Origin of the sequence: Paenibacillus sp. FSL F4-0087 (assembly GCF_038020215.1) — a bacterium.
In the GTDB taxonomy this organism is placed as follows: Bacteria; Bacillota; Bacilli; order Paenibacillales; family Paenibacillaceae; genus Paenibacillus; species Paenibacillus taichungensis.
On record NZ_JBBODJ010000001.1, the window covers coordinates 140,423 to 164,429 of the forward strand.

Consider the following 24,007-nt stretch of genomic DNA (forward strand, 5'->3'; position numbering starts at 1 on the left):
AGCCTTCTTTCCTTATTTTTAGAGTTACAACTGTCGGAGGTACTCCTAATTCATCATGTCAAAGGTGAAAAGTCCTCAATAATCTCTACTACTTCGATTTTTCCGTTAATCAAAAGCTCTGGTAGTTCATTCTCTACATTACCTTTCCAATACGCTTTGGCTTGTTCAATTTTACGTGAAAATGATGCTCCATCTTCCTTTGGTAATAGTGCTCCATCTCCTTCAAATGACTTTCCATAAACTCGAAGTTTAACAATTTGTAAAACATTCCTGTTATAAGAGTCGAATATTGCTTTCCATTTCAAAACTTCGTCATAGCTCTTCGCAGCATATAAGCAAGACATTCTTGATGGGTAATCAGGATACTCTTGCAGTCTTACCAATTCCACGATCACTTCTCTAATTGCTCTAATTGTCTGTCCTGTATACTTAATAGCCACATCTGCATTTTCTTTATTCAAATGCAATCCTTCATTTGAATAATGACCGTTTAGAATCTGAAAAAAAAATCTTCACCATTTGTGTTTTGGAATTCCCTCTCAAAAAAGAAATTATATAAAGTATTCCTTTGGTCTTTGTCAAAATTAATTATCTGCCCGATTTTCATTTTTTCCCTTGTTACAATATGAAAAACATAAAATGCATTCTCTCTCAAAGTACCTCTCCTCCTTCCCCAGAAGGGGAAAAATCTCATAACTCGTTGTATTAAATGTTTTAAAGCGTTTGCATTTTTTTCTCATTGGATCTTCGATTTCACGAGACATCCCTTATTCTTCATCAATATAATTTAAAACGTTATTTAAATACTTCTCTATAGGTTGTGACGAATCAACACGCAAACATTGAATATCATTAGGTCTCTTACTTTCATTAACATTATTTTCAAACTCTTCTTCAGATGTATCCGAAATCTGACTTATCATCCGTTCTCGATTTTGTAATCTTTTACTTATTTCCTGATAGTCATTCAGGTAACATTCAACGTACTTATATTTAGCATTATACTTTTTACTTAATGACGAACCTCTTTCAATCATCTCAGGATAAAAGCATGGACTATCGAATATTACGTCATAGCTTTGGGAAAGATAAAACTCTATCAGGGCCCAATCAATATTATATGAAGTCATACCTAAAACTTTTAATTCTAAATTACTATCCCCAATGGATTTTAATATGGAAGACTTTGAGATATCATGATCAATAATTATGGCACCCGTAATTTTAGCGATCCTTCTTGAAAGAGTCGACTTACCGGAACCAGGAAATCCCGACATTTGAAGAAAAAACATCTATGAAACCACCTTTCCCTTGGAGATTTCCAATTCATATTTAACTTGCGTTTTACTATGCCCTTCTATGGTTTCGATCATTTCTTCTATTTCTTTAAATCCACTTTTCTCATAAAATGTCCTTCCTCTATGATTCTCTTTCCCTACCCAGGCAAACATTTTATTTATTGGCTTTAAATCTTGAGTGAATCTCTGAATAAATTCTTTTCCTATTCCCATTTTGTGATATTCAGGTCGTATATAGATTCTTAGTAATTCGTGTTCTTCTTCTTTCACTTGTCTTGTTTGAGCATATCCAACGACTTTGTCATTGAATTCAGCTATTAAAAAACTCCGTTGGGCACTTTGAAGATCTCTCTCGACAGATCGACTTAAATTCTCATCTGAATATGCTCTACTTAGAAAATCTTGTATGTAGCCTTCGGAGTATATGCCTTTATAAGTATAATTCCATGTTTCTTGAGCTATGGATTGAATGTGTGGGATATCCTTATTTGAAACAAATCTAATTGTAATCATCTGGTTATCCTTCTTTCTTAGTTGTTAATGACCTTTATAGTCTTTCTTAAGAAATGCATAAATAGCATTATCAACAAATCGATTCTTCCAATAAAAATTCCCCTTCAATATGCCTTCTTCTCTGAAGCCGATTTTCTCAAGAACCTTTCTTGATCCCACATTCTCCGGTTCTACAAATGCTTCAATTCGGTTTAAACCAAGCGTGTTAAATCCATATTCAATTACCTTTTCAACCACCTCGGTCATAAAACCTTGATGCCAATATTCTGGTGATAGTTCATATCCAATGACAGCCTTATAATGATTTTTCATCCAGCCATGAAAGCCACATGTTCCGATGACTTTGTTTTCCGACTTCAAAGTGATTCCCCAACGAATAGCTTGACCTGATTCAAATCTTTCATTCCACCTTTGAATTAATTCTTCTGCTTGTTTAATGTTTGTGAAACTCTCCACATCATAAAACTTCGTAACTTCATCCAATGAAAAACATTGAAATATATCTTTGGAATCATTCTTTGTTAGCTCTCTTAATACAAGTCTTTTTGTTTCTAACTTGGGAAACTGCGACATTTTAGTTCTCCTTAATGGTTTAAGTTGTTTCACTCAGCATCTCTAGGATTCAAATAAAAATAAATCTATAGAAACTGGGATCTTTTATGTCCTTTAATGAGGAAATTATATGCACTAAGCGCTAACCATATTATTACATATATGAAGTAAATCAAGCAAAAAAAAACAGATGGTCTCTCATCTGCCCTGAAATATGGAGAAAGCCATGCAGCTGATTTAAAATCCCCCTCCATGCTCTTGATCTTAATTTTCCTCGACTGCCAATCTCCAGTCATTACATCGTATGGTAGTCCCAATAGGGTATTCAAAATCACACTCGCCAATATACGAAAAGCCCAGCTTGCGACAAATGGCATTTGAAGCGGGATTCTTGGTTTTAGGAAAAGCGTGAATGAATTTATGTTTCTTCTTTTCAGAACGGATAGAAGCTATGGCTTTTGCTGTTGCTTCTGTCGCTATTCCTCTACCTTGATATTCCGATAAAACACTCCAACCTATCTCGAAAATAGATTCTGCTTTCCACGTCTGATCCCAATACCCTACACTACCCACGACTTCAAGATGCGGAAGTAAGAGAATCTTAAACATTTTCCCTGTTTCATTTTGGGCGATTTCATAATAGCGCTTATGGCGAGCTAGGATTTTCTCCTCAGTCTCTGGTCCTCCGAAGTGTACTGTCATCTCAGGCGAATTTAATTGGCGAAGCAAACCTAAATCTCCTTCGTCCCATAGTTCAATTCTTACCTCTGACGCATTCCTTTGTTCCATCTCACTCACCTCACTGTTTATATTTGTAATCAAATTTAGAGGAAAATATTTGCTATTCTCAGTTCAATTATATCAGAACATATATTCTTATGGAGTAAAAATTTATCATTATCATTTAAATGGAATGCCTGATATCTTTTAAGCCAAGTTCACGGTTTATAGATCTTCTATGTACTTACAGACCAAATCTCCAAATGTTTTGATATCCTCAAGATAGTCGTACCCTAACGGGTTTTGTCCAGTCTGATTATACATTCTTACCGCTACAGTTTTACACTTAGGAACGACAAGACAGGCACATCCAGTGGCGCCCAGAGACTGAAAAGAACCGTGTGGAAGTTTATCACCTAATTCTGTAAAAGACCGCGGTTCATCTTGCACAAACCAAAAAAAACCGTTTCTCGGCAATTGTTGTTCCAGATCAGGAGGACTAATAATAGTGGTTGTTTGCTCAAATATTTCTTTAGGAAGTATCTGATTCCCGTTTATAGCTCCCTTATTCAAATGCAGATAACCCCAATATGCCACTTCCTTTGTGCTCATAAATAAGTTGGCCTGGTTACCTTGATCATCCTTATATTGTTCATTTAGCCATACTAATTTTTCATTATTTTCCTTCCTCCATCCTGTTTGGTTAAAGCCCATAGGTGAGAATAAACGCTCTTCGAGTAATTGTGATACAGGGATTTTATATAATTTCCGAACAATCTCAATTAGCAGATTAACACCAGTATTATTGTACTTCCAGTCGGTTCCTTGAAGAAACAATCTATTATGCAGATCACCTAAACCATGAGTGTGGGTTAACAAATGTCGTATTGTTATATGCCTTAGTACTTCCCTATCTAACTCATTCAAGTAGTCCACAACAAGATCATCTATACTTCTGACCTTACCTTCATGTAATGCAAGACTAATAGCATATCCTAAAAATGTTTTTCGAACTGAAGCAACATTAAATTGTGATTCCTCATCAACTAATCGACTATGTTTAGAATTGTCATGTACTCCTGAGTACCATTCATTTACGATACGATCATTATGAATAATATATGTCGCAGCAGCGGTAGCAGATATTTTATTCTTTACCTGTAAGACATAATCATTCAGTTCAATGAATGCTTTATTATTTGATATTTTCAGGTTAAACAATGAAAGATGCACCTTCTTCACTATGTTTATTGTTGTTGTTTTTTCTTCATGAAATTTTCAAGTTCTTCCCTTGTCTTTGGGTGTAATATTATACTTTCAGATGTCATCATTCTTTCTGGTAAATTAGTTTCTTTAACTTTACGCCCCCATTTTCTTGAGAAAGCCCGCCAGTCACATACCATTTCTATCAAATATTTCTTTGGCATTGGTAAGGCTTCTCTAGTATTTTTATTTACTATCCAATACTCCCAGTGGTGTTTATTATGATTTTGATGGTGCAGCCACGCATTCTTCCATCTCAGCTCGGTATCCTCGTCCTTCTGATTTGAATAGAATTTACGTGCATAAGGAAAAAATTCGTGAGGAGAGAATTTAGACATGTCATGGATTATCCCTTGAAGATATAATCCTTCTTTCCAACATTCGATAAGGACGTTTAATTTATGATCCAAAACATAAAGAAAATACCGCCAATATACTAGGAGGATAGTGACCATCTCCTTCGGCTTTATAGTTTCTTACTCAATTTAGAAACAATTGGTATATATCCCCTTCAAAATGAAATTGATAGCTGTTGTCTATACGTATATATCCGTAAATACAATGTTCTCTATTCCTATAAACAACGCTGGAGAAGTTTTTATTGTCTTTGTTACCTTCTGCAACCAATAATCGGTTTCCCTCACATGCCAAAACAATTCCAATATGATCATGAGAATTATCGGATAGAAGCTTTTCAAAAATGACAATATCACCACGCTTTGGTTTAAAACCCTGGTATCCATCTTGATATAAAAAATTTGTTTCAGGTAGCTGAGCCCAATCTAACCAGGCGCCAACCCCAGCTAATCGATAACTGTGATTCGGGTATCGAATAGGGAGTATGATGCCAGCCTGCATGCAGCAATGATAGACGAATGCGGCACACCAATTTGCTTCCAGTACTTTATAGATATCCGAGTCCGGCCAGTACTTGCATATTTCCCGATAGTCTTCATCCTCCGGAATTCCCATAATCCTTTGAACTGCAAGCGCTTCCGCAATTTCAGCCAACTTAAGACGTCTATCTTCAGTTCCTTTGATTATCGTTTCTCTGTTAATCTTGTGCTTTGCCTCTACGTGTTCTATTGGAATCCCTAATTCAACAAGTCCTTTTTGTAATCTATTTATCTCAATATCAGAAAAAAACTCCTCCGGATTCTGAACATACATCTGTATAAGTATGGCGTCTTTAATAATTTCTTCATATGGTCCATGGACCTGATGTTTATCGTTTTGATAAAGGATCGATCGAAGAATGACAGATAGCTCTTCGTCGGTAAAGATTTGGGTGCTACGCAAAATCGGTCTTACCGAATCCGCACTGTTAAGGCCAGGGAAGTATTTTATGCCGGTTTTATAGAAATAAAAATCATGGAGCAACCCTGCGATCGCAGCAATTTCCGAATTTTGTTCTCTTCGTATGGCAAGTAAAGAAGCGAAGCTAGAAACCCCGAAAAGATTAACCAATGCTTCCTCTTTCTTGGAGGTATTCTCTATAGTAAGTAGCGTTTCAAGAACAAGAGTACGAACAAATTCAACCCGTTTAAGTTTTTTCTGTGAAATCAAACTTTCGCCTCCTGTCACTATATTAGATTTAGATGGCTACTATCTAAGGTCGGCTCGCATGTCGTCAGAGTCAACATTCCTGATTGTCCATTGAATGAAAAGGGGCATAAGCACCGCTGTAAAAAGTTTAATCTCGGATGATATCATATACTTTCTATAAAAAGTACTATTCCAATATCCATTCATTGGCTTTCAATCCATAGATTATTCTATCTAGAAACCTTCCATTGATATACTCGTAATCTCTTAGTTCACCTTCACGTTTAAACCCTAATTTCTCAGGAATTGCACGGCTCTTTAAATTGTTTGTAGCTACTCCTATTTCAATTTTATTTAATTTCAGTTCGTCAAAAGCATGCTTTATTAATACTTTAATAGATTTAGTAACTAATCCCTTACCCTCATATTCTTTACCTAGCCAATATCCAATTTCAGTTTTTTTGTTCTCTTGATCTAGAAATAAGTAACCAATAGAACCCACAAGTTTATCCTCACTCCATATTCCTAACCAGTAACCCTCTTCCATGGCATATCTTATCCGTGTTCTTTCTATAAAGGTTTTTGAATCATCCGCTTCTACAGTAATACTAGGAAACTTCAGCCACTCACCTATATGCTCCCTATTACTGTTAATCAAATTATATAATTGTTCTGCATCTTTAATTTTCAATAGCGATAAATAAGAAGAATCATCAATTTCGTATTTAAACATTGTCGCATTCTCCCTTATTCCTAAGTAAATACCCATCTTCTTTGAATATTTTTTTAAATTCCTTGATTCTTATAATGCATTATAATTTGCTTTGTCCGTTTAAATCCTGACAATTCGTAAAAACCATCCAAATCCTCTGTACAAAACAAACTAATAACGTCAATATCTTTCAGTTCATCTAAAAGTCTTTTGACCATTAGTTCTCCTATCCCATTATTTCTGTACGTACTTAATACAACAACATCTTCTACATAAGCCCGATATATTCCGTCTGAAATAGACCTACAGAAACCAACTAATATATCATCTTTCCAAGCTCCTACTGCAACACCACTTACAAGTAACTGTAATATTCCATTCTCATCTCGGTTAGGCCACCAACCAGCATCTTGATAAAGACCCATTAGTTCAGATTGTAGAATCGGTTTCTCTGTATGTAATTTTAACGTTACCATGAGTAACCCCCATAGATAATATTTTTTTGGATCAATTCAGTAATTTCAAAGTTTTCTTGCTTTGATAACAAAGGTTACAGGAAACATTTTTGCTCTTTTTACAAGATCATTATTTTCATCATACAGTTGGATTATTTCCTGATCGGTTTCTTCAATCATTTGTTCAATAACAAACCCTGCTTTCGCTAACGCATTTATATAGGTTGATAGTTTACGATCAGACAAAGTTAGCTCGCCTTGAACAAAATCAGGAGCGACCGAATACCAAGATTCATCAAAATAAGACTTGTTAAAAACCAATCTATTATTTTCATCAACAACACATTTGTGAATTGGATGAGACCAACTGAAAATAAATATGCCGTCCTTTTTCAAATAAGAAGCGATTCGACGAAAAGTTCCTTCAAGATCGGTTGTCCAGCCTATGGCGTAAATCGAATAAACAAAATCAAAATAATCCACAGGGATGTTAGATCCTTCTTCCATAGGAGAACAAATCAATTTTGCTGAAAGACCACACGTTGTCAGATGTTGCTTCGCCTTTTTAATTTGATTTTCTGATATATCCATCCCCCATAGTTCAGCAGCCTTACGCTCTCCCTGATATTGCAATGATTGGCCATCTCCACAGCCTATTTCTAACATCTTTTTTCCTGAGACATCGCCAAAAAGTTGGCATTTTCCCTCTGTTACAAATGCTCCATAAAAAGGAAGCACGATTGCTCTTAAAAAGTCATTTCCTTTTGTATCCCAATAGGATCTGTTTGTTTCATAAACACGGTGTTTGTTCATCCTGATCCCCCTCAAAATAACTTTTGTTCGTTGCTCATTCATTTAACTAATGCCTCTTCGTAATCGCTCTTGCTCTTGTTGATCTATAATGGTTCACCTCCAACAACGTTACTGAATTCATAAACTTCACCAACTTAAAGGCCAAATGGTTCGATGCCTGAACATGTTGTTATCTGCTGTACACATTGCGAAAGGATACTAAAAGAAGCTATATACCCCGTCTTCAAAGTAGTTATACTCTTCATCCGTTATTCTTAACTTGCCATATGCGTTAAAAAATATTTCTTTATCTCTATTATTATCGAAAGCATTATATTTTGGTCTAATTGCCAATGCTAAATCATATCTTGGATCCCCGTTTGCAGCTCCTGACCAATCGATAACTCCAACTATATTGCCTTCATTAACTAATACATTATCTATTGTAAAATCGCCATGAATCAAAGTGTTATCTATTGGTTTAGGTCTTACTTCTTTCAATCGTTTAAGTAGTTCTTCTGTTCCGTCTACTGCAAAGTGAGTCAGATTATGTTCTGCTTTATTTAGCATTGTATCTAACCAAGGATTATCATTCTTCAATAATTCAATAGGACAAGAACATTCATGTATTTTCTTTAAACAAAGTCCAAAGTTAAAAATAGCTTTTTCTTTATCTTTGAGATCGGGCTCTTTAGATAGAAATTCTCTCAAACTTATTCCATCAATATAATCCATTAAAAGCCATCTCGATTTATTCTCGACATGATATGAATGTGCGCGCGGAACTGGTAGTCCCGTATGGTAAAGAGATTGAAGCACCTTGTATTCTTCTGACAACCACTCATTATAGAGATCGTTTTCTGTCTTTTTGATCACATACTTTTTATCGGGCGTATCCAAAATAGCTACGATAGAAGTATGACCTTGCCTGGGAAAAGTAATTCTCTGAACTTTTCCGATTTGTTCTATTATTTCAATTGGGAGGTCCTGAATATTCATGCATTCATCCTTTCTCACAATTCTTCCCCTTTTAAATAGCGTTTCCTACATTCACGAATCCGTGAGGGTTAAGAAAGTATCATATCTTATGCCGATACTCCGGAATTGTACATACAGGTTCAACATAAATTATTATATTTACAACTTCGAGCTACATGACATTGCGATTGACTTTATCTTATGTCTTTAGATCGAACAGCTACCATGCGGGTGCGATACGTGGATGCATTGTTAAGGGACACCTCAGACTTCACAAAATTATTTACAAATTGTACTTTATCTTTATATACTTCATATTCAATATTCCCATATCGACTGATGTCTCTATGTATCCAATGATCTGCTCAAAAGTAAAAACATTAAGGGTTTCATTTAAAATTCCTTTGTCATAATTCAAATCGTCAAATATATATGGCACAAACTTTTCGACATCTGTAGATTTAACTTCCTCTAAATGCGGTATTGTTGGAATGTGATTGAGCCGGTTTCTTAATTCCTCTTTATATCCATAATGTTCAAGCAACTTCCCATTCAATAATCTAAAGTCGTTATGATACTGTTTATATAGTCCCTCATTAGCTTCCATTCTGTTCCTTAACCAAGGTAAATTAAAACCTTTCAACCATATGTCATCTGCAATTAAATGTGTGAAATAACCTAGAACATAAAGGTCTTCTGCCTGTGATCGATACTTATGTAAAAATCCTTTATAGTCTACGTTCCTTGAATAATCCTGAATTTCACCAGCAAAAAAATGTGATGAATCTTTTGTTGTAACAGCATCCGGTGCAATATTTCCAAGTAAAAACGGCGTCTTATCTACAATAGATAAGGAATCCGCGATTCTATTTGCCACAATCAGATGCATTATTCTTGAACCCATACTTCTTCCTCCCCTCAATGAAAGTTTGAAGTGTGTTTGTCTGATTCTGCTTCCTTGAACTGATATTTTCAATCATTAAATTATTTTTTGAATACTGATGTGATAATCATTTCTGCACATTCTTCCGGCGTATTCAAACTCGTATCGACTGAAAAGCTATAGCGAATGTGTTGCGATATTATTTTATTTTGCTCATCGGATTGATCTTCTCTTCTGTCACCACGTTCTATATTTCGCTTACGACAAAGATCTAACGGGCAGTAAACCTCAACGATATCCAAAGGATATCCATCGAATATATCTTGGACTTTATCATAATGCGGCTTCAATTCCGGTCTTTCAACAAGTATCCCATCGATTAAAACATTCTTTCCATGATCCGAAAATAATTTTGCTGTATGATACATTATCATGATCGCTTCACTTAAATACTTCCAGTAGTCTGTTTGCAAATGTTTATCACCAATCGTATTTTCAAAAAGATCATTGGCTACAACATAAAAAAAGGGTTCATCGTAATTTTGCATCGCTTCTACGATGGAAGTTTTACCTGAACTGGTTACCCCATTCAAAAATATAATTTTCCCTTTATCCATTTTCTCATCTTCCTTTGCATCGGTTATGTTTGAGTGACTACGACTTCTTCGAATTGCTAAATATCTAAAACTGTACTCTTTTAATTTTCATTTTTTTTATAAACTGTTCAATTAAGTTGAATTTATAAGAAACTCTTGAGGTTTTTATTATCGCTGATGCTATGAAAATGGAATGCCTCCAATACCATATAACAGCATGAACATTATTATCCCCAATAAAAATGTACTTCCGAACTCATCAGGAAAGAATATCGTTGCACACATAAAAGACATAATAATCGTTGATAATACAGCACTTGTTAGTTTTATTAATAATGATTTCTTCAGTAGAATCATCCTTTATACAGCTTATCAATCGATTTACCATATCTAACAAGTATATGCCACATGTATTTTAATTCCTGAAGCACTTCTTCGTAATTACCTCTGTCAGACCAGAGATCAGGATTGTGCTTCAAATTGTTGACAGCATTCCCAATCACACTTGCGTCAATATTACCGTTGCTTGCAATTCGCTTCGCTAATGATGGCATGGTTGGACCCCTAAAATCAGAGGGCACTTCCTCTGCACGCATCGCAAAACCCATATGCCAAAATAGTTCAATGGAATATTTGATGCAGATTTGCTCTAAATAATTCCCTATTTCCGTTCCTTTGAACGATGGGTCAGCTACTAAAATTTCCACATCATCTTCAAGATATATATCTCCATGAATTTGAGTTTCGATAAAATGGTTAAGATTCCGATGTGGGGCCAGTTTTGACGGATCCTCTAACGGGCGTTCCAGATTGTACAATAGCTGATCTATCAATTTTTTAGGAGTAAGATCTTTTTCTCCAATAGCATAATCCCGAAAGAAAGCATCCGAAAAAAGCGCAGATAAAATATCGTCTAATTCCTCATATGTCCCCTTTTCCTTTGGAGCATCTTGAGAGCCACCGTAAGTGAACGTACAGCGATGTGAAGCATTCGGTTTTAAAAGAAAATAACAAGAGCCGAATCGTGGAGACGGTCCATCCGGATGTAACAACAAATGAAGAGCTCCATACCTTGGCCTTTCAAAGTTGGTTACCCCCTCTATCTGATAAGCTCCGCCAAATAGTTTTTCCTCCCAAAGATCCCGTGCACCACCTGAATAAGCCGATACGCTCCCATTGGATATGAAAGTCTCGAACTGACTTTTATAGATCCCCTGCGCTAATAAAGATTGAGCTACACTTTTCATATCTAAAACCGGACGATCCGGATGAAAATGCAAAGCCACCCTTGCATGGGATTTAATCTTATGAACTGCTTCTTCATAGGTATTCCAAGGAATATTCGAAAAATGAAAAATTTCTTTGAGTGATGCTTGAGCTTCTCTTTTTTGGGATCTTGCGTCATTACTTATATATTCAATCGCTGCGTTCTGAGATCTTGTAAGTTGTCTGTTGTTCGACACAAGAAACACCATCCTTTTCTAAAATTGAGACTTCAACCTACTTTTAAAAACAAGGCTATTAGGAGCATCATCACTCCCTGAAGTAACGCATAATTTCATAGCCTTTATGTAAGCGTTCGCAGTTTTTTTAAGTCACAATGTTTAAGTGGCTTTAGGCACTTAGTGACAGGTGGCTTTGCCAATTAGCAGGTTGAAAGTGTCCGGTGAATCTGCTCTTCCGGACCACGAACCCTGCTGCCCATTAGATGATGTCACTCATTTCTTCGAGTTACATTCAGAGTAATTTTATTCTTGTTTCCATTTATGTATTTCGAGTAGTTTTCCGGTCTCATAAAAATACTTTATGGCTTCAAGCATGGGAATTAATTCTATACAAATGTTATCACAATAATTGCCTAACTGACCACCAACAACCAGAGGAATTTCACAGTTACCCTGTTTATCGTTCATAAGAGTATATATAGTATCATCAATTGTAATAGACACATTGAAATATTCAGGTCCGCCCCCAACTAATGCTGAATCGGCGTCTGATACCTCAAAAAATACTAATGTAAATTTATCTCCATCGAGTTTTCTTAAAAAACTTAAAGTGTCCGTCCATGTAGGATTCACAATGACTTCTTCCTTAAATGTGGTCCCATACCATTCATCAATACTAATAGATTTTATCATTTTTTCTTTTCATCCTTCTTAGATGTTTTACACTTCACCGAATTTCTTCCAGCAAGACCAAGGCAGCGTGAATACTCTGACATGTAATGTCACAGTTTTCTTTATATACCTCAGGAATTCTAATCATTCCACATTCTTGTTACTTCTTCTAATTCTAAGTCCTCGAATTGCATTTTATAAATATCTGGTTTCTTTAATTGATTCAAAAACTCCAAACCAAAAGCTGAATCAAAATGATTCATCATCAAAGTCATCACAAGACCATGAGTCCCGATTGCTATTTTCTTCCCTCTATTCTCTTTTAGTAAGGGTTTTAGAACTGAGATTGCTCTTTTCTGACAATCAGCATTGGACTCTCCACCCGGCAAGGTATAATCAAAATCATTAAAACTCTCTCTGATACTAGACATTAACTCTGCATTTTCAATATTATAAGATGCAAAATGTCGTTCTCTAAGATCTTCAAATGCTTTAATATCTAACTTTAAGTGCTTGGCCAATCCTTCAACACTCAGAATTGCTCGAGTATAAGGACTTGATATAATCATGTCTATTCCTTCACCTATAAGTAACTTCGTTACTTTTTCAATATCGATCTTTCCTTTTGGGGTAAGCCCTCTTGTTCTTTCATTTCCTTCGTTGTATGGTGATTCTCCATGCCTAACCATATAGATAATTGTCTTCATACAAGCCTCCTTTAGATGCTTTCATGAATGTCGCACTATGATTTCACATAAAGTTGATATATTCTCCACGCCATTCCCCTTTGTTCACTACCAACGTATGCTCCGATTTCTGTCGGACCATGGCGAATGCCCACAGCGTGAATATTATGTTATACGCAGTATCTGCCTCTTTGAATTAACTTACAAAAAATTGTTCAAATATAGTTATATTCCTGTTCCCTTCTTCTGACAATTCAATCTTCACTAAACTCATTCTTTCTATGATCCCATCCATAGGTTCAAATCCCTTTACTACATCATGAATTCCTTTAGCTATCGCTTCTCTACTTAATTGTGTTCCCAGGGTACAATGTGGATTCCATTGATCTGGGCTATAATATATACTCGCTTGATTATTATATTTGTCTAACTTATTATAATAATCCTTATGTAAACGTTGAAGTTCCTCCGTCATGGTTGGGGCTAAAAATATCGTTCCCGAGGTTGGAAAGGTAGCTACGATATCAAATCGTAAACGAAGAGGAGAAACATTATCAAAATAGATTTCCAGTTGTTCTTTAAATCCTTTCAAATCGGAAATATCCGTATATACGGCAAGTGTTATATGAGGACTTAAGTTCTCAAATCTATTCATAAAATAACTGATTCCCTTTTTGTCAAAGTGCATCCATACTTTTCTGACGTACTCATCGAATTCTTTGTTGAAGAATAATTCTACAGCAAACAAACGAACCACATCCTTTCTTTTGTATTCTTATTCATTGGAAAATCGTATGACTAATCTTACATTTTTGCTTGGTTCTCCTTAATGATGAGTTGAGACCACTAAACATTAAAATCATGAAAGATATTCATATGTGTTTTCTTTATTTCAGGTACTGAGCTACATTCGAATCACTTCAAAATTCCATGTGGGAGACAGGCATGTACCCCTTTAACCCCATTTACAATTTGCGTTATACGTAGATCAACAACAGAACTCCCTAAAGCAATAGCTTCAACACGATTTAAACCATACAACTCACCCATCAAGGTAAGCATTCCATCTAAAGCTTGAACGGTTGCTTCATTAAGATCTTCATGAAACCCAAAAGTAATCCACCCTGCGGGAGTATTAGCTCGGGGGTTTAACAAATCTATGCCTTCAATCAAATTTAAAGTTATATCAACAACTTCCATCGGACATTCAATAGCCTGGCAACTGATTTCTCCATCCCCTTGCAAAGCATGACCATCTCCAATAGCAAGGTAACCCCCATCGACAGAAATAGGAAGATACAATTTGCTGCCTTTCACAAGCTCTTTACAATCAATATTTCCACCACAATATCGTGGTGGCCAAGTAGAGTGAATTCCTATGTCATCTGGAGGCATTCCAATAACGCCCATGAAAGGTCGTAATGAAACCGAGAAGGAGTTGCCGTTGATTTCACATACTCCCACCATGGATTTATTATCGAGTTTCCAATCAAGGCTAATTTCCTTAAATTCGGTCAAATGTAACTTCTGGTTTTGCCAATTAGGATATTGACCTGCAGCAGTAAAACCATATTGCCCAGGTATAATATCATTAAACTCAATCTCTAAAGTCATGCCTTTCTTAGCACCTTCAATATAAATAGGTCCCACCAAGGCGTGGCCTCCATCAATTTTTTCTTTTCTTGAAAATGGTTTCCTTCTCTCACTATTACTTCTCCCAGTACCCCAACCTGCGTCTAATGTTTCAAAACATATGGAATCACCAGATGACACTGAAATGATTGGAGTTACTTCTTTAGTAAATGAACCAATTAATATTTCTTGGGATAATTCAATTTTGTGTACCACCATAATATCGCCTCCAATGCGGTATTATCTTTATGCCAATTTTGTATAACGTTTCGTATTCGCGACGTCACCGACTTAAGTCTCCGTCAGGAGCTGGCCGCGATGCAGTTAGTCGGTGAAGATTTGTCCGACTGCTTTCATATCCCCGATAAACATCTGCCGGACCCAAAGCCGTATGTCGCGACGCTTTAATATTTTGTTATACGAAGCACTTCTCATCATTGAACTACATTCAGAACCTCAATTACTAAAATCGCTTCTTCTTTATATCCTTCAAGATCGTTTAGATTAATCCATTCAGGTTCATTATCCCTAGATTGATAGAATCTAATTACCACATCTTCTCCTTCGATTGTAGAACTTAGAATCAAGATAAATTCTCTTTTAGGGTAGTTTGATTTTAGATTCTCTTCCCAGTTAGAGACTAGTTTGAATCCAGTCCATAAATCGTCTACATGATAATGATTAATTGATACTTCCAGATCTGTCCTATCTTGATAAATTATTTCCCCAATAGAATCTGTATTACTTAAACTTGAAGTATCAATAAAGATACAATTATCCCATTCAATAAAATTGGGATTTAATAAATCCGAATTTATGAATTTATTTGATTGAGATAACTCATCCAATAAATTCTTCATTGCCTTATTTGTTTTCATGTTTTTCCTGCTTTCGAAGTGTTTCAATAACGTTCGGGTATTCACGACGTCCTATCGACTTAAGGCAGGAAGCTGCCGGGTACACATCAGCGCACTTAATCGATTGGATGTGTCCGGCTGATTCCACTTCCTCGCTACTGAAAATCTAGCCCCGAATATTCCTCTAACTTCTCCCGGACCGAGGGGCAAATGCCCGAAGCTTGAATATGGTGTTATTAGATGGATTAGCCTTCTTAGATATTAAATTATAGATTTGCGTATCTTTCTTATAACGTTTCTGTATTCATGAACCCTGCGAACCTTAAGGCAGCTTCAGCTGCCTTAAGGTTCGCAGGGTTATCCGCCTGATTCTGCTTCTCTGTCAAAAGCATCAGACGGATCAAGGTTCGGCTACAGCCGAGCCGCAGCATGAATATAATGTTAGCTGATGTTCCTGCCTTCTTAGAAATACTAATAATCACATTTCCTAAAGAAACCACTCATACATTCTATCTTTCATTTTTTTAGCTGTATCTCGATCTCTTCGATAAATCCATTCAAAGAGTGGCTTATCAATGAAATCTTTCAAATCATATTTGGATTTCTCAAGACAAGATAAAATTTCTTCAAACTCAAAATCAATATGGAAAACGTCCGATCTATCACTAGAATTAGGATCATCAGACCAGACGATGGCCATGTTATCCTTATAAGTTATTCCCGGTGAGGGATCATGTCCAAGCCAGGGACTCTCTCTATTAAGAATAGAATTATAAATCTCCCTAAATTGTTCTAGACCACAGCAACAACTTGGCATAATAAATTTTTCTTCACTTTCATAAAAAGCAACACCACCCAAAATAGCTACAGAGTCATTCGCAAATAGTTCATTGAAAGTGTCTTCCATTGATTGATCTATATTTATATTGCAATATCCAAATAAATGTATTATAAAGAGTTCAACTTCAGAAGATGTGCACTTGCCCGAAAGCGTTAGTAACTCTGAACGATGCACATCATTGTCAAACCATTTTGGACAATCATAATATGGTTCTCTAATAACCGGTTTTGTATAAGACATCTCTGAATTTACACCTCTAAATAAATAATTGCTGGAATTCCAGCTAATGTTTCTGTATTCATGACCCCTTAGATATCTCTTATCTTAGCGGAATGATGTATCTGACCGATTCTTCTTCCTCGAAAACACTCCTGGCAGATCAAGGGACGAGTGGCCTGCAGTGCGAATATTATGTTATATGAAGGATATGCCGTCTCGAACAACTCACAAAATCACTTATTGCCTTCGTTAAAATATGTGATTTCATGTCCATCTATTAGTCTTCTTAATCCATCTTTATAGTAAGGCATTAATTGTTCAGCCTTCTCTATATCAATCCAAGCTATTTCAGAAATTTCATTAGGTCTAACTATTTCTTCATTCCCACCGATTACCTCACCTTTAAATGTTATAAATATTACATGTTCTTCTTTTTCCGGAAATTTACATTCATTTACCGCCAGTATTCCATGGACTTTAATATCTAGTCCAGTTTCTTCTTTAGCTTCCCTTATTGCTGCTTGGTCTAATGATTCTTCTCTTTCAACAGCGCCACCTGGAAGTGACCATCGGTCACTAGAATCATCTACATTCCTTACCATTAATATTTTGGAATTGGTTGGGTCAGTAATTAAGGAATAAGCTACATCAACTCTGATCATTATGTTTGGGTTCCCTTCTGATTTAGATCTGATTATCTTTCATATAACTTTACTTCATTCACGAATCCTCACCACCTTAAGTAAATCTGAAAGGATTAGATAGATCTTATCTTAGCCTCCCAGATCATAAGGCCGCGATGCGGTTAGGTGGTGCAGGGTTGAAAATCCTCGGGCGGACCAAGGGCGCCTATACGACCCACCGCGTGAATGCGGTGTTATATAATGCTGGCTCTTTCTTGATATACTTACAGATTCTCTTTATATTGCGGTCATTTCTTTGGTTGATATACTCCTAACTCATTTCCAAATGGGTCTGTAAACTTAATTACCCATCCAAACCCATGATCTTCATATAGTCTTATCTTTACATCATGTGTTTGTAACGTTGTGTGTAATAATTCAATGTCCTTTGTTAGAAACATAAATGATGGCATAGGAAAACCATCATTGGATAACCATAATGTCTTATCATTTTTCGAACTGAAGTGAAGCATCAGTACCGGGCCTGAATTGAATTTCAGCCATGCTGCATGAGGATAAACTGTCAGTGGTTCTAGTCCTAACACTTCACTATACCATCCTACTGCCTGATCAACATCTTTAACAGGTATTTGAACATGATCAACATTCTCAATCAAGTTATTCAAAAAACTTCCCTCCCGGGTTTTGTGTTTTATCAGGGTTTAGCCAGTTTCATATACATTCTCGTATTCACGAAACGAGCCAGCCTTAGATAGCAATTATCTTAGACTGGCTCGTTTGTTGTCTGATTGTTCTTCCATGATTATACATCTGACAAGCAAGGGGTGCTAGCCCCACAACATGAATACATTGTTAAGCGACGTTACTGTCTTCGAAGCAGCATCACCTAGAAACCTTTGATCAAGATTCCAACTCTATTTTTCACTTTGGTATAAAAACTCAACTTCACTATCTAGCAAATATCGATATTCAAATAATTGCATCGTTCTTTCCCTAATTCTCTCCCGTATAACCGTGCCTAGGCTTACCGATCCTTTTGATCCAAGGTAACCATTATTAATAAATGTCTTCTCTACAAATGTTGTTTCCCTTAAGTGATACTGTAACCATTCTTTCTGCGATTCGATTAGTGCTTCTCTTGGTTCTCTATCCAACTTAGAAAGAAGCTTTTTATATATTTGGTTCAACTCTTTATCCCAAATTTCTGTATATTTGCTTTCCAACGCTCCCCATGCCATTGTTTTAATAATCTCTTTGGAATTTTGAAATTCATTAAATTCTACTTCATAATCATGATCTATAGGATTTCGAAGCATTTCATCATAAAATTCTCCTTTTAAATCGTAGTTCCCAATTCTCATGGATAACACTTCATTGTTAGAAGGCTCTGATCGACCTTCAGTTATTTCTTTCGATTCTGTTCCATTACCTTTACTCTCTAAGTCAGGATGCAGTTCAGAATTCATTATTGATTTAGTTTCGCTATTCAAAGTAGTCGATTGACTAATATTTTGACAAGATGAAAACATTATCGTGATAAAAAATAAGAAGAGTATCTTACCTTTCATAAATTATCTCCTTAAATATTATCTTTAATATTTACCGGTAATGGCGCATAACGTTGTTGTATTCACGAACCCGAGAGGCTTAAGGTCCGCTAAGACCGGGTGGCTCCGCCACTTAGCCTCGCAGGATTGTCTCCTGAATCCATTTCTCCGAAATGCCCCTTTCAGACCAAAGCCCCGCAGCGTGAATACGGTGTTTATATGTAAATAGATTATAGCTATTTCAGTTATAAGGAACTGCATATCCGCATTGATATTTGAACAAGGTTTTCTCTTATTTCTGTTCTGCTATTCCAACTTCGACTATCCCATTCGACACCACTTAAATCATCACCGCCATACAAGATAACACCTAATTTTACATTTCTAAATTGTGAGACAGCCATAAATGCTGCTGCTTCCATTTCTACAGTTATACACCCTTCTGCTTTCCGCAACTCAACCTTTTCTTTAGTCTCTCTATAAAATGAATCTGTCGTCCAAGTTTTGGCCTTAATATACCTTATGTTATGTATATTAAAATCGTCCTCTATGAATTTTAATACCTCTAGATTACATTCAACTTCTCTTGATGGCTTAATGTAATGGTATGATACTCCTTCATCTCTCACTGCCGAAACTGGTACTATTACATGTCCAACAGCAATGTCTTTTTGTAATACACCTGCACCACCACAAACTATAAATTTCTGAAAACCATAGGCTATCAGTTCTTCTAAGAATCCTGCTGAACCTGCAGCTCCTAAATACCCCAAAGTAATATGTACTTTTTTTCCTTGATAATATGTTTCATATATTGGCAAATCTACAGTCTCGCAATGTAGAGATGCAACTTCTTTCAACTTTCCCTCCGTTTTCATTTTTTCAATTACATCTCGAAAAAATGTTATGACACAGTATTCAAATTCTTCTTTTGGCTTAATAAAATTAGTTGCCTCTATTATTGCAACTCGCGATTCATCAAATTCCAATATCGGGAATTCATTACTATCGATTTTTTTGCTCTCCATCTCGACTTACCTCCAAAGTAATTTAATTTTTTTTTATTATTTCTTTGCAGCTATTACATATAACGTTCCTGTATTCACGACGTCCGACGGAGTCGGAAGTGTCCGCTGCTTCTGCTTCCCTGAAATCCCTCTGCCGCACCGAGGGCGTATGCCCGATGTGTGAATATTATGTTAAGTGGAGTTAAGAACCTCTTTGAATTGCTATCTAGGTATTAATTGTCTTTGTATATGTTTTTACTGAATCCGGAAAAGCTCCTTTAGACTCTGCTTCTTTACTTTCATCACTTATCTTTCTCGCAATTATCTCCAATCCATCAAAACATGCATTTTCTTTGTACCAATCAATTAATTCAAATAAAGATACACTTTCTTGCACCTCTTTATCTTCATAATGCGATACAATTGTTATTGTAAATGCCGGGACTAGAGCATCCGCCTTCAAGTAATACATAAAATTTTTACCTGTGTAGTGCTTCATAAGGTATATCTCAATTTCTTTCTCAAGAAAAGAAAACACTTCAATCAATTGATCTGATGATATTCTATTATTCTTTAAAAGTCTATTGAATCCATGGATGTACACGTAATTATAATTTGCTTCATTTCTGGTTAGATTAGGGTCATTAGAAAACAAAAAAGTTGGACAAGTTATTATTGAAGTAACCTCTCGTTAAGCCTTCTGAGCATATTTATCTAAATATTCTAAAATCAAGTACTTTCCCTCTCTTCAGTAATTTCACTTAACGTTTTTGCAATCACGAACCTCCGTAGAAGGTTGTCCGCTGAACATGCTTCCTCGAAATGTCTCTGCGCACCAAGGGCCGTATGCCCGATGCGTGAATGATGTGTTATCAGATTCATCGCCTTCTTGAGCTACATTCACTATCTTTCACTTATCAACCAAGTCTTTGCTTCCTCCGGATCTGAGAAATATGTAACAGGGTATTCTAGCTTTAAATTCTTTATTTTGCGCTTTAACTTCCATTTACTTATACTTGAAAGTCCAACAAATGAGATTTTCTTTACATAGCCATTCAAGTTATTTAGATTGTTCACAAGTTCTTGAAGAACTATTTCTGTTGTAGATGTTTCATACAGATCAATCCATATCTTCAGTTTTTTATTCGCTTTAAAAATAAATTCTTCTTCCAGTCTCATTAATTCAAAAAGTTCATCATGTTTTTTATACTTACTTCCATATTTAAGGCAATGGATTTCTCCACCCTTATAATAATATGGAAAAAGTGAACCTCCAGGCGACTTTATCATTCAGGTCACTCCTTTAGTTAGTGTTGAATGTTGTTCCGATGATTTCGTGTAACGTTTTTGTGTTCCTGACGTCGATTTCCCTTATCTTAGGAAAACGATGTGTCTGCCTGAATCTGCATCAATGAAAATTCCTCAGGCAGACCGAGCGACGACAGTCGCGAAGTTGGAACACTTTGTTATCGGATGTCTTCGTCTTACTGAAATACTCTACAAAACATCTTTATACTCATTCATTATCCTCGTAACAAATTCTGTCTTTCCTTCAGTATAGGCTTTGCGATTGTTTCTGAATTCCCTTGACAGTTGGATCTTCAAATTTGTGTACTCAGATACCAACAAGGGATACTTTCTTAATATGGCTCGAAACATTATATGTCTTTTTAGTTCGTCACTTTCTCTATTGCATACGTATAGATGATGTTCATGCTTCACGTAGCCTTCACTACTGTAAGGTACATAAACGTCCTTTCTTGCAAATGCCTCTCTGTTCTTAATTCCTAAATCACCCACGTGTACATATCCTAGTTCGTCTAGCTTCTTGATCACCCCTGGTAGGTACTTCATAGATTCAATTACTACATCAATATCAATTATTGGCTTGGCTGCAAGATTCGGTACCGATGTACTTCCAACATGCTCGATTAGTAATGCTAGACCACCAAGTTTATTTGATAAAATTGATTCTATTATATTGAATGCTTTTGGCCATTCTTCATTGTATTCTTCAATAGCTACTGGTTTTTGATTCTTCATCGCAATCCCCCTTGAGTTTATTTGATTTATATTTACGAAGATTTCCGATAACGTTCCTGTATCCACGACGTCCCACCGACTTAAGGCTCCGCAAGCAGCCGGACGCGATGCGGTTAGTCGGTGCGGATGTGTCCGCCTGATTCCACTTCCCTGCTAATCCCCTTCGGGCGGACCGAGGAGCCGTCAGGCTCCGATGCGTGGATATAATGTTAGATGATGTTGCCGACTTCTTGATATAACACTCTCAATATTCTTTGTTACATATCAAGCATCCGTGACATGACAAAAAGATATTATGTCTGTCGCATTTTGGATAACCTACTGGTACTGTTGGTGTCTCATCTTGATCATTGCCTTCTGTCCATTCAAAATACTGTTGCTCATCTACATCATTTACTTCAAATGATAAAATCATTTTTTTGAAATGTTCTAGACACGTAACGACCATTTCTTTATTTGGTTCATAATTTAACTTAATCCAAACTTGCCCACCTATTGCATTTTCTAATACTTCTATTAGGAACTCTTTCTCTTTTGTGAAGTCATCTATTGTCCATGGTAGTTCATCTATATCAAAACCTACTGTACCCATTCCAACAACTTCCTGATCTCGCTGAGCCAGCCAAATAATAAGTTCTTTTTCACGATTTGTTTTTGCAGTCATAGAACCACTTAACACTAATACTTCTAAGAACACCTCTGTCAAAGTATTAGTCATTGAGAGTGGTTTAATATTTTCTCTATTTCTATTCAAAACTATTGTGTTTCCCATAGAATTAGATATCCTTTCATATCGGAAATTTCATCTAACATCTAATTTATGCACTTCGTAAACACCACATTTAACTCACTTTCTGAACTACATACATAATAAACCATATTGTTCCATTTGCGAAGGTACTACAGAAGGTACTACAACAAACAAAAGAGCAGCCTATACATCAGGCCGCTCTCCACCTACATAATCTATTACTATCTTAAATAATGCATTTACTTCGCACCACTACTCCATACCACTCTCTCACTCATTGCCTTATGCTGCGCAATCAAGCAGAGTTCTGCCGCCTTAAACGCATGCTCTTGTGTCATCGCGATTTCTGTTCGATCGAGACAGTCCCGGATCAGTTCACCGAAGAATGGATAACCTACCTGTCCTTTGACGCTATAACGGTATTCCCCTTCATGGTTAACCAGGTACACCTGATCGCCTTCTGGCTCTCTCGCCACGTCGATATACTTACGCAGCTCAATGTAACCATCCGTTCCCAAAATAACCGTTCTCCCATCGCCCCAGGTACCCAAACCATCCGGTGTAAACCAGTCTACGCGGAAGTAACCGGAAGCCCCGTTGTTGCCGATGAGTGATGCTTCGCCAAAGTCCTCCAGTTCCGGGAATTGTGGATGATTGAAGTTGTTCACCCGACTGAACGCCACTTCTGCATCCGTACATGAAGCAAAGGTCAGAAACTGCTCGATCTGATGACTTCCAATGTCACAGAGGATGCCGCCATACTTTTCATGCTGGAAGAACCATTCAGGCCGACCACCCGCATTCAATCGATGCGGCCCCGTCCCCATAACCTGTACAACCTTGCCGATGGCCCCCTGTTCGATCAGTTGTCCGGCATAGATCGCACTTTCCACGTGCAGACGCTCACTGTAATAGACCATATACTTCTTCCCAGTGCGTTTAACCTCTTCACGCGCAAGGGCCAGTTGATCCAGTGTGGTAAAGGGGGCTTTGTCCGTAAAATAATCTTTGCCTGCGGCCATGACTCTCATGCCGAGTGGCGCACGTTCCGATGTAATGGCTGCTCCGGCTACGAGCTGCACTTCATCGTCAGCAAGTACCTCCGCTTCAGATGCCGCGATCTGTGCCTGTGGGAACTGTTTCCGAAAGGCCTCGACTTTAGCCGGGTCAGGATCATATACCCATTTGAGCGTTGCCCCAGCCTCCACCAGCCCACCAACCATACCGTAGATATGTCCATGGTCCAACGCAACAGCAGCAATGGTAAACTCCCCTGGACCGCATACGACCTCTTTTTTCAGACTCTTTGGAGCATAGAACATTCCGTCTTTTGCCATGTCTTCTCCGTCCTTCCGT

The 24,007-nt window shown here is 36.8% G+C and carries 30 protein-coding genes and 1 pseudogene; all 31 read right to left on the minus strand.

Annotation, left to right across the window (positions count from 1 at the left end; genetic code table 11):
• Positions 1-53 precede the first annotated feature (53 nt).
• The 31 genes and pseudogenes from MHB84_RS00670 to MHB84_RS00820 all read right to left on the minus strand — a co-directional run bounded on the left by MHB84_RS00670 (position 54) and on the right by MHB84_RS00820 (position 23,988).
• Positions 54-655: pseudogene (locus MHB84_RS00670) on the minus strand (DUF2441 domain-containing protein).
• Positions 656-767: 112 nt separating this feature from the next.
• Complete coding sequence (locus tag MHB84_RS00675) at positions 768-1,292, minus strand: AAA family ATPase (RefSeq protein ID WP_076289615.1); 525 nt, start codon at positions 1,290-1,292, stop codon at positions 768-770.
• Entirely contained in the window at positions 1,293-1,811 is a 519-nt protein-coding gene (locus MHB84_RS00680) for a GNAT family N-acetyltransferase (protein ID WP_076289614.1), read from the minus strand.
• Between the two features lie 24 nt (positions 1,812-1,835).
• Positions 1,836-2,384, minus strand: a complete 549-nt coding sequence (locus MHB84_RS00685; protein ID WP_076289613.1) for a GNAT family N-acetyltransferase — start codon at positions 2,382-2,384, stop codon at positions 1,836-1,838.
• A 243-nt stretch (positions 2,385-2,627) separates the two neighbouring features.
• A complete protein-coding gene (locus tag MHB84_RS00690; protein ID WP_076289612.1) occupies positions 2,628-3,152 on the minus strand; it encodes a GNAT family N-acetyltransferase in 525 nt (174 codons plus the stop codon).
• Between the two features lie 156 nt (positions 3,153-3,308).
• Positions 3,309-4,325: a serine hydrolase domain-containing protein gene (locus MHB84_RS00695; RefSeq protein WP_341142991.1), complete on the minus strand. Its 1,017-nt coding sequence runs from the start codon at positions 4,323-4,325 to the stop codon at positions 3,309-3,311.
• Between the two features lie 5 nt (positions 4,326-4,330).
• On the minus strand, positions 4,331-4,801 hold the full coding sequence (locus MHB84_RS00700) for a DUF5662 family protein (RefSeq protein WP_143764715.1): 471 nt from the start codon (positions 4,799-4,801) through the stop codon (positions 4,331-4,333).
• Positions 4,802-4,826: 25 nt separating this feature from the next.
• Positions 4,827-5,912, minus strand: a complete 1,086-nt coding sequence (locus tag MHB84_RS00705; RefSeq protein ID WP_256716832.1) for a CHAP domain-containing protein — start codon at positions 5,910-5,912, stop codon at positions 4,827-4,829.
• 166 nt (positions 5,913-6,078) lie between these two features.
• Complete coding sequence (locus MHB84_RS00710) at positions 6,079-6,624, minus strand: GNAT family N-acetyltransferase (RefSeq protein WP_076289610.1); 546 nt, start codon at positions 6,622-6,624, stop codon at positions 6,079-6,081.
• A 53-nt stretch (positions 6,625-6,677) separates the two neighbouring features.
• Positions 6,678-7,079: a GNAT family N-acetyltransferase gene (locus tag MHB84_RS00715; RefSeq protein ID WP_076289609.1), complete on the minus strand. Its 402-nt coding sequence runs from the start codon at positions 7,077-7,079 to the stop codon at positions 6,678-6,680.
• 45 nt (positions 7,080-7,124) lie between these two features.
• The gene (locus tag MHB84_RS00720) at positions 7,125-7,871 is read right to left on the minus strand and encodes a methyltransferase domain-containing protein (protein WP_143764713.1); all 747 of its coding nucleotides are present in this window, start codon (positions 7,869-7,871) and stop codon (positions 7,125-7,127) included.
• Between the two features lie 198 nt (positions 7,872-8,069).
• Positions 8,070-8,849: a phosphotransferase family protein gene (locus tag MHB84_RS00725; protein ID WP_076289749.1), complete on the minus strand. Its 780-nt coding sequence runs from the start codon at positions 8,847-8,849 to the stop codon at positions 8,070-8,072.
• 262 nt (positions 8,850-9,111) lie between these two features.
• Complete coding sequence (locus MHB84_RS00730; RefSeq protein WP_076289607.1) at positions 9,112-9,732, minus strand: zinc dependent phospholipase C family protein; 621 nt, start codon at positions 9,730-9,732, stop codon at positions 9,112-9,114.
• An 80-nt stretch (positions 9,733-9,812) separates the two neighbouring features.
• A complete protein-coding gene (locus tag MHB84_RS00735; RefSeq protein ID WP_076289606.1) occupies positions 9,813-10,328 on the minus strand; it encodes a phosphotransferase-like protein in 516 nt (171 codons plus the stop codon).
• A 332-nt stretch (positions 10,329-10,660) separates the two neighbouring features.
• A complete protein-coding gene (locus tag MHB84_RS00740) occupies positions 10,661-11,770 on the minus strand; it encodes a DUF3626 domain-containing protein (RefSeq protein WP_256716831.1) in 1,110 nt (369 codons plus the stop codon).
• 285 nt (positions 11,771-12,055) lie between these two features.
• Positions 12,056-12,445 carry a hypothetical protein gene (locus MHB84_RS00745; RefSeq protein WP_076289604.1) on the minus strand — a complete coding sequence of 130 codons (390 nt, stop codon included), beginning with the start codon at positions 12,443-12,445 and terminating at the stop codon, positions 12,056-12,058.
• A gap of 119 nt (positions 12,446-12,564) precedes the next feature.
• Positions 12,565-13,131 carry a histidine phosphatase family protein gene (locus tag MHB84_RS00750; RefSeq protein ID WP_076289603.1) on the minus strand — a complete coding sequence of 189 codons (567 nt, stop codon included), beginning with the start codon at positions 13,129-13,131 and terminating at the stop codon, positions 12,565-12,567.
• Positions 13,132-13,306: 175 nt separating this feature from the next.
• On the minus strand, positions 13,307-13,858 hold the full coding sequence (locus MHB84_RS00755; RefSeq protein WP_076289602.1) for a 2'-5' RNA ligase family protein: 552 nt from the start codon (positions 13,856-13,858) through the stop codon (positions 13,307-13,309).
• Between the two features lie 167 nt (positions 13,859-14,025).
• Positions 14,026-14,961: an acetamidase/formamidase family protein gene (locus MHB84_RS00760; RefSeq protein ID WP_143764711.1), complete on the minus strand. Its 936-nt coding sequence runs from the start codon at positions 14,959-14,961 to the stop codon at positions 14,026-14,028.
• Positions 14,962-15,176: 215 nt separating this feature from the next.
• Entirely contained in the window at positions 15,177-15,620 is a 444-nt protein-coding gene (locus MHB84_RS00765; RefSeq protein WP_076289601.1) for a hypothetical protein, read from the minus strand.
• A gap of 266 nt (positions 15,621-15,886) precedes the next feature.
• Positions 15,887-16,081 carry a hypothetical protein gene (locus MHB84_RS00770; RefSeq protein ID WP_125477222.1) on the minus strand — a complete coding sequence of 65 codons (195 nt, stop codon included), beginning with the start codon at positions 16,079-16,081 and terminating at the stop codon, positions 15,887-15,889.
• A gap of 5 nt (positions 16,082-16,086) precedes the next feature.
• Complete coding sequence (locus MHB84_RS00775; RefSeq protein ID WP_076289600.1) at positions 16,087-16,680, minus strand: hypothetical protein; 594 nt, start codon at positions 16,678-16,680, stop codon at positions 16,087-16,089.
• 212 nt (positions 16,681-16,892) lie between these two features.
• Positions 16,893-17,321: an NUDIX hydrolase gene (locus MHB84_RS00780; protein ID WP_076289599.1), complete on the minus strand. Its 429-nt coding sequence runs from the start codon at positions 17,319-17,321 to the stop codon at positions 16,893-16,895.
• Positions 17,322-17,590: 269 nt separating this feature from the next.
• Positions 17,591-17,968 (minus strand): VOC family protein, encoded by a 378-nt coding sequence (locus tag MHB84_RS00785; RefSeq protein ID WP_076289598.1) that lies wholly within the window; start codon positions 17,966-17,968, stop codon positions 17,591-17,593.
• Positions 17,969-18,217: 249 nt separating this feature from the next.
• Positions 18,218-18,871, minus strand: coding sequence for a lysozyme inhibitor LprI family protein (locus MHB84_RS00790; RefSeq protein ID WP_076289597.1), 654 nt, complete (start codon positions 18,869-18,871; stop codon positions 18,218-18,220).
• Between the two features lie 224 nt (positions 18,872-19,095).
• Positions 19,096-19,878 carry a nucleoside phosphorylase gene (locus tag MHB84_RS00795; protein ID WP_076289596.1) on the minus strand — a complete coding sequence of 261 codons (783 nt, stop codon included), beginning with the start codon at positions 19,876-19,878 and terminating at the stop codon, positions 19,096-19,098.
• A 205-nt stretch (positions 19,879-20,083) separates the two neighbouring features.
• Positions 20,084-20,404: a hypothetical protein gene (locus MHB84_RS00800; protein WP_125477223.1), complete on the minus strand. Its 321-nt coding sequence runs from the start codon at positions 20,402-20,404 to the stop codon at positions 20,084-20,086.
• 356 nt (positions 20,405-20,760) lie between these two features.
• Positions 20,761-21,147, minus strand: a complete 387-nt coding sequence (locus tag MHB84_RS00805) for a hypothetical protein (RefSeq protein ID WP_076289594.1) — start codon at positions 21,145-21,147, stop codon at positions 20,761-20,763.
• 207 nt (positions 21,148-21,354) lie between these two features.
• On the minus strand, positions 21,355-21,900 hold the full coding sequence (locus MHB84_RS00810) for a GrpB family protein (RefSeq protein ID WP_076289593.1): 546 nt from the start codon (positions 21,898-21,900) through the stop codon (positions 21,355-21,357).
• A gap of 244 nt (positions 21,901-22,144) precedes the next feature.
• Positions 22,145-22,672, minus strand: a complete 528-nt coding sequence (locus tag MHB84_RS00815; RefSeq protein ID WP_076289592.1) for a hypothetical protein — start codon at positions 22,670-22,672, stop codon at positions 22,145-22,147.
• Between the two features lie 218 nt (positions 22,673-22,890).
• Positions 22,891-23,988 (minus strand): Gfo/Idh/MocA family protein, encoded by a 1,098-nt coding sequence (locus MHB84_RS00820; protein ID WP_076289591.1) that lies wholly within the window; start codon positions 23,986-23,988, stop codon positions 22,891-22,893.
• Between the last annotated feature and the right edge of the window lie 19 nt (positions 23,989-24,007).